This is a genomic window from Streptomyces yokosukanensis, from assembly GCF_001514035.1.
GTDB lineage: Bacteria > Actinomycetota > Actinomycetes > Streptomycetales > Streptomycetaceae > Streptomyces > Streptomyces yokosukanensis.
Map to the genome: position 1 here is coordinate 124969 of NZ_KQ948217.1, position 14512 is coordinate 139480.

Here is a 14512-nt window from a genome sequence, read left to right on the forward strand (position 1 = left end):
GCCCGACGTCAACGGGCCCTCACGATCTCACCGGCACGCGCCGGGGGCGCGCGGGGCTCAGCCGAGCCGCCCCACGACCAGGTCCCAGACGGTGTCGGCCAGCGCTTCCTTGGGGCCGTGCGGCACCGGTGTCTCGCTGCCGTCGGCGCCCAGCACCACGGCCTCGTTCTCCTCGGAACCGAAGGTCTTGCGCTCCCCCACCTCGTTGACGACGAGCAGGTCGCAGCCTTTTCGGGCGAGCTTGGTGCGGCCGTTGGCGAGGACGTCGTCGGTCTCGGCGGCGAAGCCGACGACCACCTGGCCGGGGCGGGCCCGGTCGGCCGAGATCTCCGCGAGGATGTCCGGATTTCGCACCAGGACGATCGGGTCGGGGTCGCGACCGTCCTTCTTCTTGATCTTGCCGGTGGCGTAGCTCTCCGGCCGGAAGTCGGCGACTGCGGCCGCCATGACGACCGCGTCGGCGTCCGCCGCCGCCTTCAGGACGGCCTCGCGCAGCTGGACGGCCGTGCCGACCGGTACGACGTCCACGCCCGCCGGGTCGGGCAGCCCGGCGTTGGCCGCGATGAGCGTGACCCGGGCGCCGCGGGCGGCGGCGGTGCGGGCGAGGGCGTAGCCCTGCTTTCCGGAGGAGCGGTTGCCGAGGAAGCGGACCGGGTCGAGGGGCTCGCGGGTGCCGCCGGCGGAGACGACGACATGCCGCCCCTTGAGGTCGGGCTCGGCGACGCCCCGCGCCAGCACCCGGCGGCAGACCTCGAAGATCTCCGCCGGGTCGGGCAGCCGGCCCTTGCCGGTGTCGACGCCGGTGAGCCGGCCGACGGCGGGCTCGATGACGACGGCGCCGCGGCGGCGCAGCGTGGCCACATTCTCCTGGGTGGCCGGGTGCTCCCACATCTCCGTGTGCATCGCGGGCGCGAAGACCACCGGGCAGCGGGCGGTCAGGAGCGTGTTGGTCAGCAGGTCGTCGGCGAGGCCGTGGGCGGCCTTGGCGAGCATGTCGGCCGTGGCGGGTGCGACGACCACCAGGTCGGCGTGCTGGCCGATGCGGACGTGCGGGACCTCGTGGACGTCGTCCCAGACCTCCGTCGAGACGGGGTTGCCGGACAGGGCGGACCAGGTGGCGGCGCCGACGAAGTGCAACGCGGAGGCGGTGGGCACCACGCGAACGTCGTGACCCGACTCCGTGAACCTTCTCAGCAGCTCACAGGCCTTGTACGCGGCGATGCCGCCACTGACCCCCAGAACGACCTTGGGCTTGTCCACCGTCTCTCCCCGGCTCGGCAACGTACGAGACCATCACACACCACAGGCCCGGCAATGTGCTGCCGGGCCTGTGGACAAGTCGATTCGCAGTCTGAAAGTACTACTGCGAGTACTGCTGCATGTACTACTGCGCGGGGCCCTCGATGGCCTCGGACGTCAGCAGCCCCGCGTTGATCTCGCGCAGCGCGATCGAGAGCGGCTTCTCGTGGACGTGGGTGTCGACGAGCGGACCGACGTACTCGAGGAGGCCCTCGCCGAGCTGGGAGTAGTACGCGTTGATCTGACGCGCGCGCTTGGCGGCGTAGATCACAAGGCTGTACTTGGAGTCGGTGGCCTCAAGCAACTCGTCGATCGGCGGGTTGATGATGCCCTCGGGCGCGGTGATGGAAGAGGACACGCTCTACCTTCCGAAAGAGGGAAAAAGATCAGTCACGATCACACAACGTCCACCAAGGCTAGCAGCTCGCGCGCCACGTCCTCGACGGAGGTGTTGACCAGGGTCGTATCGAACTCCGGCTCGGCCGCCAGCTCGGTCCTGGCCGCCTCGAGCCGGCGCTCGATGACCTCGGGCGGCTCGGTGCCCCGGCCGGTCAGCCTGCGCACCAGCTCCTCCCAGGAGGGCGGAGCCAGGAACACCAGCTGAGCGTCGGACATCGACTCCCGCACCTGCCGGGCGCCCTGGAGGTCGATCTCCAGCAGGACCGGCTCGCCGTTGTCCAGCCGCTCCAGGACGGCCGCGCGAGGCGTGCCGTAGCGGTTGCCGGCGAACTCGGCCCACTCCAGCAGCTCGCCGTTGGCGATCAGCTTGTCCATCTCCTCGTCGGTGACGAAGAAGTAGTGGACTCCGTGCCGCTCACCGGGGCGCGGCTTACGGGTGGTGGCCGACACCGAGAGCCAGACCTCGGGGTGTTCCTTGCGCATATGGGCGACGACCGTGCTCTTGCCGACCCCCGAGGGGCCGGAGAGCACGGTCAGCCGCGGACGTTCACTCATGCAGCGATTATTCCAGCAATCCCGGGGTGCCCGGGACTCCCTGTCCGACTCCCCGGCTGCCGGGGAGGGGACTCAGGAGCCGGTGCTGCCGAACTCACGCTCCAGAGAAGCGATCTGGTTGGAACCGAGACCGCGCACGCGGCGGCTCTCGGAGATGCCCAGACGCTCCATGATCTGCTTGGCGCGGACCTTGCCCACGCCCGGCAGGGACTCGAGCAGTGCGGAGACCTTCATCTTGCCGATGACGTCGTTCTCCTGACCCTGCTTGATGACCTCGTGCAGGGAGGCGCCGGAGTGCTTGAGTCGATTCTTGACCTCGGCCCGCTCCCGGCGAGCCGCGGCGGCCTTTTCGAGCGCGGCTGCGCGCTGTTCGGGGGTAAGGGGCGGAAGAGCCACGCCTACGTCACCTCGGATGTCGAACTGTCGGATACGGACCGGTGAGGAACCTAGTCGCCCCACACCTGGCGAGCCACGAGCAACACGCTTCGCCCGTTCACTCTGCTCGGAGACTAGCGGTCAAGTCCGCCAGAGTCAGCGAGAACAGCGGAAAAGTCCTGGTCAGCCTCCGCCAGGCCGGATATTTCAGACATAATGCCCCCGATTTGAGGATGTATTCACAATCAAGTCGCCGGTCCGCCGCTCACCAGGGACGTACGTCGGAGGACTCAGGCGCCCCCGACGGCGACCTGGATCTCCTGCGCGAAGCGCTCGGCGGACGCGCGCAGCGCCCCGGTGTCCGGGCCGTGCCGGAGCACACCCCGGCTGACGTTCGGAACCACGTTGTGCAGCGCCGCTCCGAACACCTTCGGAAGGTCGGCCGGCGTCGCGCCCTGCGCGCCGACACCGGGCGCGAGGAGCGGGCCGTTGATGGCGAGGTCGTAGGACGACAGGTCGCCGACGGTGGCGCCGACGACGGCGCCGAAGGAGCCGAGCGGCTCCTCCCCCGCGTTCTCGGCGGCCAGGTGGGCCAGCATGGTCGCGCCGACGGTGCGGCCGTCCGCGCGAACCGCGTGCTGCACCTCGGGACCCTCCGGGTTCGAGGTCAGCGCCAGCACGAACAGGCCGGCGCCGGTCTCCCGGGCCAGCGCCACGGCCGGGCTGAGCGAGCCGTAGCCGAGGTAGGGCGAGACGGTCAGGGCGTCGCAGAACAGCGGGGCGTCCTTGTGCAGGAAGGCCTCGGCGTACCCGGCCATGGTCGAGCCGATGTCGCCGCGCTTGGCGTCCATCACGACGAGGGTGCCGGCCGCGCGTGCCTCCTGGACCACCTTCTCCAGGACGGCGACGCCGCGCGAGCCGAACCGCTCGAAGAAGGCGCTCTGCGGCTTCATCACGGCGACCCGGTCGGCCACGGCCTCGACGACCGTGCGGCTGAACCGCTCCAGACCGGCCACGTCGTCGTCGAGACCCCACTCGGCGAGCAGGGAGGCGTGCGGGTCGATGCCGACGCACAGCGGGCCGCGCTCGTCCATGGCGCGGCGCAGCCGGGCGCCGAAGGGCTCGTAAGACGTCATGCGGACTTCCTCACGTCGGCGCCGACCGCGTCGGCGAGGGTGGCGTACGGGCTGGTGCGCAGGCGGGCGGCAAGGCCCTTGTGGATCGTGCGGGACCAGAAGGGGCCCTCGTAGATGAAGGCGCTGTACCCCTGGATCAGCGTGGCACCGGCCAGGATGCGCTGCCAGGCGTCCTCGGCGGTCTCGATGCCGCCGACGCCCACCAGCGTGATCCGGTCGCCCACGCGCGCGTACAGACGGCGCAGGACCTCCAGGGAGCGCGCCTTGAGCGGGGCGCCGGACAGGCCTCCGGTCTCCTTCACCAGCGCGGGGTCGCAGGTCAGGCCGAGGCTCTCGCGCGCGATGGTGGTGTTGGTGGCGATGATGCCGTCCAGGCCCAGCTCCACGGCCAGGTCGGCGACGGCGTCGACGTCCTCGTCGGCGAGGTCCGGGGCGATCTTCACGAGCAGCGGGACGCGCCGGCCCGCGACCGTACGGTCGGCTGCCTCGCGCACGGCGGTCAGCAGCGGGCGCAGCGCCTCGGTGGCCTGGAGGTTGCGCAGGCCGGGCGTGTTCGGCGAGGAGACGTTGACGACCAGGTAGTCGGCGTACGGCGCGAGGCGCTCGGCGGACTTCACGTAGTCGGCGACGGCCTCCGCCTCCGGGACGACCTTCGTCTTGCCGATGTTGACGCCCACGACCGTCCTGAAGACCGGCCGGCGCGTGGCGAGGCGGGCCGCCACGGCCAGCGAGCCGTCGTTGTTGAAGCCCATGCGGTTGATGAGCGCCCGGTCCGCGACGAGGCGGAAGAGCCGCTTCTTGGGGTTGCCGGGCTGCGGCTCGCCGGTGACCGTGCCGATCTCGACGTGGTCGAAGCCGAGCATCGACATGCCGTCGATCGCGACGGCGTTCTTGTCGAAGCCGGCGGCGAGCCCGAAGGGGCCGTGCATGCGCAGCCCGAAGGCCTCCGTACGCAGCTCCTTGCGGCGGGGCGCGAGGGCGGCCGCGGCGAAGGTGCGCAGCACGGGGATGCGGGCGGCGCAGCGGATCCAGCGGAAGGCCAGGTGGTGGGCCTGCTCGGGGTCCATGTGCTTGAAAACGAGGTTGAAAAAGATCTTGTACATGGTGTCCTCATGAAGAGGGGGACACCGTTTCCGGTGTCCCCCTCGGGGCTGCTAGGGGGTGTCGTTTGGATCATCCCGGCGTCGCGGGGTCCGGCACGCACATCTGCCGCGTTGTCGTCACTCGCCGACGCTCCCCCACGCTCGACCGTGCTCGCGCGGGGGGACCCCCACCGTCGACTCCCTCCTCCGCCGTGCAACTGCACGCACCAGACCCCGCTCGGGTCGGCCGGTCCGCACCGTTCGTCACGGCCGGCCTGATCCAAACAACGCCCCCTAGTCGCGGGCCGCGGTCAGGTGTTCCGCGTGTTCCTGGAGCGAACGGACGCCTACGTCCCCGTGGTTGAGGGCGTCGATGCCCTGGACCGCCGCGGCGAGCGCCTGGACCGTGGTCAGGCACGGCACGGAGCGGGCCACAGCGGCCGTACGGATGTCGTAGCCGTCGAGGCGGCCGCCGGTGCCGTACGGCGTGTTGACGATGAGGTCGACCTCGCCGTCGTGGATCAGCTGGACGATGGTCCGCTCGCCGCCCGGACCGGTGCCCTCGGACTGCTTGCGCACGACGGTGGCGTTGATGCCGTTGCGCTTGAGGACCTCGGCGGTGCCGGAGGTGGCGAGCAGCTCGAAGCCGTGCGCGACCAGCTCGCGGGCCGGGAAGATCATCGAGCGCTTGTCGCGGTTGGCGACCGAGATGAACGCGCGGCCCTTGGTGGGCAGCGGGCCGTAGGCACCCGCCTGCGACTTGGCGTACGCCGTGCCGAAGACGGAGTCGATGCCCATGACCTCGCCGGTGGAGCGCATCTCCGGGCCGAGGACGGTGTCGACGCCGCGGCCCTGGATGTCGCGGAAGCGCGACCACGGCATGACCGCCTCCTTCACCGAGATCGGTGCGTCCAGCGGCAGCTCACCGCCGTCGCCGGTCTGCGGCAGCAGGCCCTCGGCGCGCAGCTCGGCGATGGTGGCGCCCAGCGAGATCCGGGCGGCGGCCTTCGCGAGCGGCACCGCGGTCGCCTTCGAGGTGAAGGGGACGGTGCGGGAGGCGCGCGGATTGGCCTCGAGGACGTAGAGGATGTCGCCGGCCATGGCGAACTGGATGTTGATCAGGCCGCGGACCCCGACGCCCTTGGCGATGGCCTCGGTGGAGGCGCGCAGGCGCTTGATGTCGAAGCCGCCGAGGGTGATCGGGGGCAGGGCACAGGCGGAGTCGCCGGAGTGGATGCCGGCCTCCTCGATGTGCTCCATCACGCCGCCCAGGTACAGCTCCTCGCCGTCGTAGAGCGCGTCGACGTCGATCTCGATGGCGTCGTCCAGGAAGCGGTCGACGAGGACCGGCCGGGAGGGGCTGATCTCGGTCGACTCGGCGATGTAGGACGCGAGGCGGGTCTCGTCGTAGACGATCTCCATGCCCCGGCCGCCGAGCACGTACGACGGCCGGACGAGGACCGGGTAGCCGATCTCGTCGGCGATCGCCTTGGCTTCCGCGAAGGTCGTGGCGGTGCCGTGCTTCGGGGCGGGCAGGCCCGCCTCGGCCAGGACCCGGCCGAAGGCGCCCCGGTCCTCGGCGGCGTGGATGGCCTCCGGGGACGTGCCGACGATCGGCACGCCGTTGTCCTTCAGGGCCTGGGAGAGGCCCAGCGGGGTCTGGCCGCCCAGCTGCACGATGACGCCCGCGACCGGGCCGGCCTGCCGCTCGGCGTGGACGACCTCGAGGACGTCCTCCAGCGTCAGCGGCTCGAAGTACAGCCGGTCGGAGGTGTCGTAGTCGGTGGAGACGGTCTCCGGGTTGCAGTTGACCATCACCGTCTCGTAGCCCGCGTCGCTCAGTGCGAAGGAGGCGTGGACACAGGAGTAGTCGAACTCGATGCCCTGGCCGATGCGGTTCGGGCCGGAGCCGAGGATGATGACGGCCGGCTTCTCGCGGCTCGCGACCTCGGACTCCTCGTCGTAGGCGGAGTAGAAGTACGGCGTCTTCGCGGCGAACTCGGCGGCGCAGGTGTCGACCGTCTTGTAGACCGGGCGGATGCCGAGGGCGTGCCGGACCTCGCGGACGACGTCCTCGCGCAGGCCCCGGATCTCGGCGATCTGGCTGTCGGAGAAGCCGTGCCGCTTGGCCTCGGCGAGCAGCTCGGCGGTCAGCTCGGGTGCCTCGGCCAGCTCGTCCGCGATCTCCTTGATCAGGAAGAGCTGGTCCACGAACCACGGGTCGATCTTCGTGTAGGAGAAGATCTCCTCCGGGGTGGCGCCCGCGCGGATGGCCTGCATGACCGTGTTGATGCGGCCGTCGGTCGGGCGTACGGCCTCGCGCAGCAGCGTGTCCTTGTCGCCGGTCTCGCCGACGAAGGTGAACTGGCTGCCCTTCTTCTCCAGCGAGCGCAGCGCCTTCTGGAAGGCCTCGGGGAAGTTGCGGCCGATGGCCATGGCCTCGCCGACCGACTTCATGGTGGTGGTCAGCGTGGAGTCGGCCTGAGGGAACTTCTCGAACGCGAAGCGCGGGGCCTTCACGACCACGTAGTCGAGCGTCGGCTCGAAGGAGGCCGGGGTCTCCTGCGTGATGTCGTTGGGGATCTCGTCCAGCGTGTAGCCGACGGCCAGCTTGGCGGCGATCTTCGCGATCGGGAAGCCGGTCGCCTTGGAGGCGAGCGCCGAGGACCGCGACACGCGCGGGTTCATCTCGATGACGATCACACGACCGTCCTCGGGGTCGACCGCGAACTGGATGTTGCAGCCGCCGGTGTCGACACCGACCTCGCGGATGACGGCGATGCCGATGTCGCGCAGGATCTGGTACTCGCGGTCGGTCAGCGTCATCGCGGGCGCGACGGTGATCGAGTCACCGGTGTGCACGCCCATCGGGTCGAAGTTCTCGATGGAGCAGACGACCACGACGTTGTCGTGCTTGTCGCGCATCAGCTCCAGCTCGTACTCCTTCCAGCCGAGGATGGACTCCTCCAGGAGCACCTCGGTCGTCGGCGAGAGGGTGAGGCCCTGGCCGGCGATGCGGCGCAGCTCGTCCTCGTCGTGCGCGAAACCGGAGCCGGCGCCGCCCATGGTGAAGGACGGGCGGACGACGACCGGGTAGCCGCCGAGGGTCTCGACGCCCGCGAGGACGTCGTCCATGGAGTGGCAGATCACCGAGCGGGCGGACTCGCCGTGCCCGGTCTTGCGCCGGACCTCCTCCACGACGTCCTTGAACAGGTCGCGGTCCTCGCCCTTGTGGATGGCCTCGGGCTTGGCGCCGATCAGCTCGACGCCGTACTTCTCCAGCACGCCGTTGTCGTGCAGGGAGATCGCGGTGTTCAGGGCCGTCTGACCGCCCAGGGTGGGCAGCAGGGCGTCGGGGCGCTCCTTGGCGATGATCTTCTCGACGAACTCCGGGGTGATCGGCTCGACGTACGTGGCGTCGGCGATCTCCGGGTCGGTCATGATCGTCGCCGGGTTGGAGTTGACCAGGACGACGCGCAGGCCCTCGGCCTTGAGGACACGGCACGCCTGCGTGCCGGAGTAGTCGAACTCGGCGGCCTGACCGATGACGATCGGGCCGGAGCCGATGACCAGGACGGACTGGATATCGGTGCGCTTAGGCACGCTGGCCCTCCATCAGGGAAACGAAGCGGTCGAACAGGTAGGCGGCGTCATGCGGGCCCGCTGCCGCTTCGGGGTGGTACTGGACGGAGAAGGCCGGCTGGTCGAGCAGCTGCAGCCCCTCCACGACGTCGTCGTTGAGACAGACGTGCGAGACCTCGGCGCGGCCGAACGCGGTCTCGCTGACCCGGTCGAGCGGCGCGTCCACGGCGAAGCCGTGGTTGTGCGCGGTGACCTCGACCTTGCCGGTCGTACGGTCCTGGACCGGCTGGTTGATGCCGCGGTGGCCGTACTTCAGCTTGTAGGTGCCGAAGCCGAGCGCGCGGCCGAGGATCTGGTTGCCGAAGCAGATGCCGAACAGCGGCGTCCTGCGCTCCAGGACGGCGGTCATCAGCGCGACCGGGCCGTCGGCCGTGGCCGGGTCGCCGGGACCGTTGGAGAAGAACACGCCGTCCGGGCCGACGGCGTAGATGTCGTCGGCCGTGGCGGTGGCGGGCAGGACGTGCACCTCGATGCCGCGCTCGGCCATGCGGTGCGGGGTCATGCCCTTGATGCCGAGGTCGATCGCGGCGACGGTGAACTTCTTCTCGCCGATCGCCGGGACGACGTACGCCTCCTTGGTCGCGACCTCCTCGTAGAGGCTCGCGCCCTTCATGTGCGGCTGGGCCTGCACGCGCGTGAGCAGCTCGGCCTCGGCGGCGATCGTCTCGCCGGAGAAGATGCCGGCGCGCATGGAGCCGCGCTCCCGCAGATGGCGGGTGAGGGCGCGGGTGTCGATCCCGGAGATGCCGACCACGCCCTGCGCGACCAGCTCGTCGTCCAGGGAGCGCTTGGCGCGCCAGTTGGACGGCACGCGCGCGGGGTCGCGCACGACGTAGCCGGAGACCCAGATGCGGCTCGACTCGTCGTCCTCGTCGTTCCAGCCCGTGTTGCCGATCTGCGGGGCCGTCGCGACGACGATCTGGCGGTCGTAGGACGGGTCGGTCAGGGTTTCCTGGTAGCCGGTCATACCGGTGGAGAACACGGCCTCGCCGAAGGTCTCCCCCACGGCCCCGTAGGCACGGCCGCGGAAGATGCGGCCGTCCTCCAGGACGAGTACGGCGGGAACCTTGGCGGCTCCCCTGGTGGAGGTCGTCATCGTGCGCCTTCCGTGTCGTTGATCATCTGGTTCAGGGTGTCGACCCATTCGGTGTGCTCGGCCGCGTGGTCGGAGCGGAAGCCGGAGTCGATCAGCTTGTCGCCGAGCGCCCAGGTCACCACCAGCAGGCCGCCCTCGGTGAGGACCTTGCCGGCGATGCCCTTGTCCAGCCGGGCCCCGCGCAGTGCGGCGGTGGGGACGAAGAAGTCGTTCGCTCCGGGGCGCTCGACCTCCAGGCCCGCCTCCGTCAGGGTGAGCTGGGCCCGGCTGCGGGTGCCGAGGCCATGGGCCACGATGCGGTCCAGCCACTGCCCGGCGGTGGTGGAGCCGTGGTAGCGGCCGCTCAGCTCAAGTTTCGCCGGGCCGGTCTCCTCCGGCGCGCTGGGCGGCGCGGGCAGGTCGCTCTGCAGGGTGCCGCGCCACTTCCAGCCCTCGCGCATCAGCCAGTAGACGAGCGCGATGAACAGGACGAGTCCGACGAGCCAGCCGATACGGGCCGGCCAGTCGGTGACGGCGGCCGACTTCTTGGCCTCCGCGAGCAGGATTACAGGTGTCACGTCAGCTTCCCGTCGACGAGCGTGGCCTTGCCCCGCAGCCACGTGTGCGTCACACGGCCCGGCAGCTCACGCCCCTGGTAGGGGGTGTTGCGGCTGCGCGAGGCGAAGCCCGCGGGGTCCACCTGGCCACGGTATTCCGTGTCGACCAGGGTGAGGTTGGCGGGCTCACCGGCCGAGACGGGACGGCCGTGCCCGGTGGCCTGTCCGATCTGCGCGGGCTTGACGGACATACGGTCGGCGACGCCGGCCCAGTCCAGCAGGCCCGTGTCGACCATGGTCTCCTGGACCACTGACAGCGCGGTCTCCAGCCCCACCATCCCCATGGCGGCCGCGGCCCACTCGCAGTCCTTGTCCTCGTGCGGGTGCGGGGCGTGGTCGGTGGCGACGATGTCGATCGTGCCGTCGGCGAGCGCCTCGCGCAGGGCGTGCACGTCCCGCTCGGTGCGCAGCGGCGGGTTGACCTTGTAGACGGGGTTGTACGTGCGCACCAGCTCGTCGGTGAGGAGCAGGTGGTGCGGGGTGACCTCGGCGGTGACGGCGATGCCGCGGGACTTGGCCCAGCGGACGATCTCCACCGAGCCGGCGGTCGACAGGTGGCAGATGTGGACGCGGGAGCCGACGTGCTCGGCGAGCAGGACGTCCCGGGCGATGATCGATTCTTCGGCCACCGCCGGCCAGCCGCCGAGCCCCAGCTCGGCGGAGACGATGCCCTCGTTCATCTGGGCGCCCTCGGTGAGGCGCGGCTCCTGGGCGTGCTGGGCGACGACACCGCCGAAGGCCTTCACGTACTCCAGCGCGCGCCGCATGATCACCGCGTCGTCCACGCACTTGCCGTCGTCGGAGAAGACGGTGACGCCGGCGGCGGACTCGTGCATGGCGCCCAGCTCGGCGAGCTTCCTGCCCTCCAGGCCGACGGTGACGGCACCGATGGGCTGTACGTCGCAGTAGCCGTGCTCCTGGCCGAGCCGGTAGACCTGCTCGACGACACCGGCGGTGTCGGCGACCGGGAAGGTGTTGGCCATGGCGAAGACGGCGGTGTAGCCGCCGGAGGCGGCCGCGCGGGTGCCGGTCAGGACCGTCTCGGAGTCCTCACGGCCCGGCTCGCGCAGGTGGGTGTGCAGGTCGACGAGGCCGGGGAGCAGCACCTTGCCGGCGGCCTCGACGACCTCGGCGCCCTCGGCGGACAGGCCCGTGCCGACGGCCTCGATGACCTCGCCGTCGATCAGGACGTCCTGCGGCTCGCCGCCGAGCACCTTCGCACCACGGATCAGGATCTTGCTCATGGGTCTTACTTCTCCTCGTTGGTGCGGGCGTTGGTGACGGCGGGCTCGTTGCCGCCGAGCAGCAGGTACAGCACGGCCATGCGGATGGAGACGCCGTTGGCGACCTGCTCGACGACGGTGCAGCGGTCGGAGTCGGCGACCTCGGCGGTGATCTCCATGCCGCGGACCATCGGGCCGGGGTGCATCACGATGGCGTGCCCGGGCATCTTCGCCATGCGCTCGCCGTCGAGGCCGTAGCGGCGCGAGTACTCGCGCTCGGTCGGGAAGAACGCGGCGTTCATCCGCTCGCGCTGGACCCGGAGCATCATCACCGCGTCGGACTTGGGCAGCACGCTGTCGAGGTCGTACGACACCTCGCACGGCCAGGTCCCGACGCCGACCGGCACCAGGGTGGGCGGGGCGACCAGGGTGACCTCGGCGCCGAGGGTGTGCAGCAGGTCGACGTTGGAGCGGGCGACCCGGCTGTGCAGGACGTCGCCGACGATGGTGATCCGCTTGCCGGACAGGTCCTGGCCGAGCCCGGCGTCCCGGCCGATCAGCCGGCGGCGCATGGTGAACGCGTCCAGCAGGGCCTGGGTGGGGTGCTGGTGGGTGCCGTCGCCGGCGTTGATGACGGCCGCGTCGATCCAGCCGGAGTTCGCGAGGCGGTACGGGGCTCCGGAGGCGCCGTGCCGGATGACGACGGCGTCGACCCCCATGGCCTCCAGGGTCTGGGCGGTGTCCTTCAGGGACTCGCCCTTGGAGACGCTCGACCCCTTGGCGGTGAAGTTGATGACGTCGGCGGACAGGCGCTTCTCGGCGGCCTCGAAGGAGATCCGCGTGCGCGTGGAGTCCTCGAAGAAGAGGTTGACGATCGTGCGGCCGCGCAGGGTCGGCAGTTTCTTGATCGGCCGGTCGGCTACCCGGGCCATCTCCTCGGCGGTGTCGAGGATCAGGACGGCGTCGTCGCGGGTGAGGTCGGCGGCCGAGATGAGATGACGCTGCATCTGTCAGGCTCCGTAAGGCAGTTCAATGGGGAGATTCGGGGCAAACGGGCGCGTGTGCGGGTACGCCGAAGCGGCCTTGCGCGCCTGGCTTGCTACTGGTCGGTCTGCTTCACACCGAGCAGCACGGTGTCGCGACCGTCCTCCTCGGCGAGCTGGACCTTGACCGTCTCCCGCAGCGACGTGGGGAGGTTCTTGCCGACGTAGTCGGCGCGGATCGGCAGTTCGCGGTGGCCTCTGTCGACCAGGACCGCGAGCTGGACCGCGCGGGGGCGCCCGATGTCGTTCAGGGCGTCGAGGGCGGCGCGGATGGTGCGGCCGGAGAAGAGCACGTCGTCGACGAGGACGACCAGCTTGCCGTCGATGCCGTCACCGGGGATCTCGGTGCGGGCCAGCGCACGCGGCGGGTGCATGCGCAGGTCGTCGCGGTACATGGTGATGTCGAGCGAGCCGACCGGGATCTTGCGGTCGGTGATCTGCGCCAGCTTGACGGCGAGCCGCTGGGCGAGGAAGACGCCCCGCGTGGGAATGCCGAGAAGCACCACGTCGTCGGCGCCCTTGGCGCGCTCGACGATCTCGTGCGCGATACGGGTCAGCACCCGCGCGATGTCGGGGCCTTCGAGAACGGGCCGCGCATCGGACGCGTGCGCAGTTGCGTGCGATTCCTGCTTGTCCATACGAAACGGACCTCCTTCTCCGCCTCACGGGACGGACCTTAAAGGACGTCGGATTTGCGCCATCCACGGTAGCAGGTCATGGGGAGGCCTCGATCACCGCTCCCTCACCCGGTTGGCCTAATCGGCTGCCACTACCACGGAAGAGTCGGTGTGGACCATCCGGCTTGACGCAGAAGAGTCACGCTGCGTAACCTCACAGTGAGTTACCAGCCGCGCGGCGGGAACACCCTCCGGCCGCGTCGACACAGTGTCCGGGGAGCTATATGTCCAGCGAATACGCCAAACAGCTCGGGGCCAAGCTCCGGGCCATCCGCACCCAGCAGGGCCTTTCCCTCCACGGTGTCGAAGAGAAGTCCCAGGGGCGCTGGAAGGCCGTGGTCGTGGGGTCGTACGAGCGTGGCGACCGCGCGGTGACCGTACAGCGCCTGGCCGAGCTGGCCGATTTCTATGGCGTTCCCGTACAGGAGCTGCTGCCGGGCACCACGCCGGGCGGGGCCGCCGAGCCGCCGCCGAAGCTGGTCCTGGACCTGGAGCGCCTTGCCACCGTGCCGGCCGAGAAGGCGGGCCCCCTGCAGCGCTACGCGGCCACGATCCAGTCCCAGCGCGGTGACTACAACGGCAAGGTGCTCTCCATCCGCCAGGACGACCTGCGCACCCTGGCCGTGATCTACGACCAGTCCCCCTCGGTCCTCACCGAGCAGCTGATCAGCTGGGGCGTCCTGGACGCGGACGCCCGTCGCGCGGTGGCCACTCACGAAGAGGCCTGAGCCGCTCGACATCTGAGCAGAAACGTGCCGCCGGGGTGGCCGGAACTCTATGGTTCCGGCCACCCCGGCGGCGTTTTCACGACCGTTGCGGCGCCGCTGTCACGGCCGCATGCGGCCCTGCTGCGGCGCCGGGGTCGAGACATGGCGAAGGGGCGCGGCGAACCGCGGGCCCGGCCACGGACAACCCGCAACGGCCGTGCCACCGCAGTTCCGCGGCGCCCCTCTTTCCGCCTAGGCCCGGCGAAGCGAAGGCTTGAGCTCCTTCAGCCGGCCGAGCAGGCCGTTCACGAAGGCCGGCGACTCGTCGGTCGAGAACTCCTTCGCCAACTGCACCATCTCGTCCAGGACGACGGCGTCCGGGGTCTCGTCGACCCAGATCAGCTCGTACGCGCCCAGCCGCAGGATGTTGCGGTCCACGACCGGCATCCGGTCGAGCGTCCAGCCGACCGCGTACTGGGCGATCAGCTCGTCGATCCGCTTCGCGTATGCGGCGTAGCCCTCGACCAGCTGCATCGTGTACTCGCTGACCGGCGGCTGCCGGGTGTCGGACCGGGACAGCCGGATCCAGTCCGCGAGGACCGTCAGGACGTCGGTGCCGCGCTGGTCGCCCTCGAAGAGGATCTGGAAGGCGCGCTTGCGGGCCGTGTTGCGGGCAGCCACG

The 14512-nt window shown here is 70.4% G+C and carries 14 protein-coding genes; 1 reads left to right on the plus strand and 13 read right to left on the minus strand.

Features of this window, described 5'->3' with window-relative positions; translation table 11 throughout:
* Positions 1 to 57 precede the first annotated feature (57 nt).
* From coaBC to pyrR, 12 genes are all read right to left on the minus strand, one after another.
* The gene (gene coaBC / locus AQI95_RS28205) at positions 58 to 1260 is read right to left on the minus strand and encodes a bifunctional phosphopantothenoylcysteine decarboxylase/phosphopantothenate--cysteine ligase CoaBC (protein WP_067129773.1); all 1203 of its coding nucleotides are present in this window, start codon (positions 1258 to 1260) and stop codon (positions 58 to 60) included.
* 124 nt (positions 1261 to 1384) lie between these two features.
* Positions 1385 to 1657 (minus strand): DNA-directed RNA polymerase subunit omega, encoded by a 273-nt coding sequence (rpoZ, locus tag AQI95_RS28210; protein ID WP_005319902.1) that lies wholly within the window; start codon positions 1655 to 1657, stop codon positions 1385 to 1387.
* Positions 1658 to 1695: 38 nt separating this feature from the next.
* Positions 1696 to 2253 carry a guanylate kinase gene (gene gmk, locus AQI95_RS28215; RefSeq protein WP_067129776.1) on the minus strand — a complete coding sequence of 186 codons (558 nt, stop codon included), beginning with the start codon at positions 2251 to 2253 and terminating at the stop codon, positions 1696 to 1698.
* A 72-nt stretch (positions 2254 to 2325) separates the two neighbouring features.
* Positions 2326 to 2649 (minus strand): integration host factor, encoded by a 324-nt coding sequence (locus tag AQI95_RS28220; RefSeq protein WP_003977346.1) that lies wholly within the window; start codon positions 2647 to 2649, stop codon positions 2326 to 2328.
* A gap of 269 nt (positions 2650 to 2918) precedes the next feature.
* Entirely contained in the window at positions 2919 to 3764 is an 846-nt protein-coding gene (gene pyrF / locus AQI95_RS28225) for an orotidine-5'-phosphate decarboxylase (protein WP_067129779.1), read from the minus strand.
* On the minus strand, positions 3761 to 4867 hold the full coding sequence (locus AQI95_RS28230; protein WP_067129782.1) for a quinone-dependent dihydroorotate dehydrogenase: 1107 nt from the start codon (positions 4865 to 4867) through the stop codon (positions 3761 to 3763). Before AQI95_RS28230 ends, pyrF begins: the two co-directional genes overlap by 4 nt.
* A gap of 273 nt (positions 4868 to 5140) precedes the next feature.
* Positions 5141 to 8449 carry a carbamoyl-phosphate synthase large subunit gene (carB, locus tag AQI95_RS28235; RefSeq protein ID WP_067129785.1) on the minus strand — a complete coding sequence of 1103 codons (3309 nt, stop codon included), beginning with the start codon at positions 8447 to 8449 and terminating at the stop codon, positions 5141 to 5143.
* Entirely contained in the window at positions 8442 to 9584 is a 1143-nt protein-coding gene (gene carA, locus AQI95_RS28240; protein WP_067129787.1) for a glutamine-hydrolyzing carbamoyl-phosphate synthase small subunit, read from the minus strand. The genes carB and carA overlap by 8 nt, the downstream gene beginning before the upstream one ends.
* Positions 9581 to 10141 (minus strand): PH-like domain-containing protein, encoded by a 561-nt coding sequence (locus tag AQI95_RS28245; protein WP_067129789.1) that lies wholly within the window; start codon positions 10139 to 10141, stop codon positions 9581 to 9583. The genes carA and AQI95_RS28245 overlap by 4 nt, the downstream gene beginning before the upstream one ends.
* The gene (locus AQI95_RS28250) at positions 10138 to 11424 is read right to left on the minus strand and encodes a dihydroorotase (protein WP_067129792.1); all 1287 of its coding nucleotides are present in this window, start codon (positions 11422 to 11424) and stop codon (positions 10138 to 10140) included. The genes AQI95_RS28245 and AQI95_RS28250 overlap by 4 nt, the downstream gene beginning before the upstream one ends.
* A 5-nt stretch (positions 11425 to 11429) precedes the next feature.
* On the minus strand, positions 11430 to 12410 hold the full coding sequence (locus tag AQI95_RS28255; protein WP_067129795.1) for an aspartate carbamoyltransferase catalytic subunit: 981 nt from the start codon (positions 12408 to 12410) through the stop codon (positions 11430 to 11432).
* A gap of 92 nt (positions 12411 to 12502) precedes the next feature.
* Positions 12503 to 13084, minus strand: a complete 582-nt coding sequence (gene pyrR / locus AQI95_RS28260; protein ID WP_067129797.1) for a bifunctional pyr operon transcriptional regulator/uracil phosphoribosyltransferase PyrR — start codon at positions 13082 to 13084, stop codon at positions 12503 to 12505.
* A 263-nt stretch (positions 13085 to 13347) separates the two neighbouring features.
* Here pyrR and bldD point away from each other — a divergent pair, with 263 nt between their 5' ends.
* Entirely contained in the window at positions 13348 to 13851 is a 504-nt protein-coding gene (gene bldD, locus AQI95_RS28265) for a transcriptional regulator BldD (RefSeq protein WP_014671524.1), read from the plus strand.
* A 231-nt stretch (positions 13852 to 14082) separates the two neighbouring features.
* Here the strand turns inward: bldD and nusB are convergent, their stop codons facing one another.
* The gene (gene nusB / locus AQI95_RS28270) at positions 14083 to 14511 is read right to left on the minus strand and encodes a transcription antitermination factor NusB (protein ID WP_067129800.1); all 429 of its coding nucleotides are present in this window, start codon (positions 14509 to 14511) and stop codon (positions 14083 to 14085) included.
* Between the last annotated feature and the right edge of the window lies 1 nt (position 14512).

Excerpts from the sequence above, each read along its gene's own strand:
- pyrF (WP_067129779.1), bottom strand. The coding sequence starts at position 3,764 with ATGACGTCTTACGAGCCCTTCGGCGCCCGGCTGCGCCGCGCCATGGAC.
- AQI95_RS28255 (WP_067129795.1), bottom strand. The coding sequence starts at position 12,410 with ATGCAGCGTCATCTCATCTCGGCCGCCGACCTCACCCGCGACGACGCC.
- carA (WP_067129787.1), bottom strand. The coding sequence starts at position 9,584 with ATGACGACCTCCACCAGGGGAGCCGCCAAGGTTCCCGCCGTACTCGTC.
- gmk (WP_067129776.1), bottom strand. The coding sequence starts at position 2,253 with ATGAGTGAACGTCCGCGGCTGACCGTGCTCTCCGGCCCCTCGGGGGTC.
- AQI95_RS28250 (WP_067129792.1), bottom strand. The coding sequence starts at position 11,424 with ATGAGCAAGATCCTGATCCGTGGTGCGAAGGTGCTCGGCGGCGAGCCG.
- pyrR (WP_067129797.1), bottom strand. The coding sequence starts at position 13,084 with ATGGACAAGCAGGAATCGCACGCAACTGCGCACGCGTCCGATGCGCGG.
- bldD (WP_014671524.1), top strand. The coding sequence starts at position 13,348 with ATGTCCAGCGAATACGCCAAACAGCTCGGGGCCAAGCTCCGGGCCATC.
- AQI95_RS28230 (WP_067129782.1), bottom strand. The coding sequence starts at position 4,867 with ATGTACAAGATCTTTTTCAACCTCGTTTTCAAGCACATGGACCCCGAG.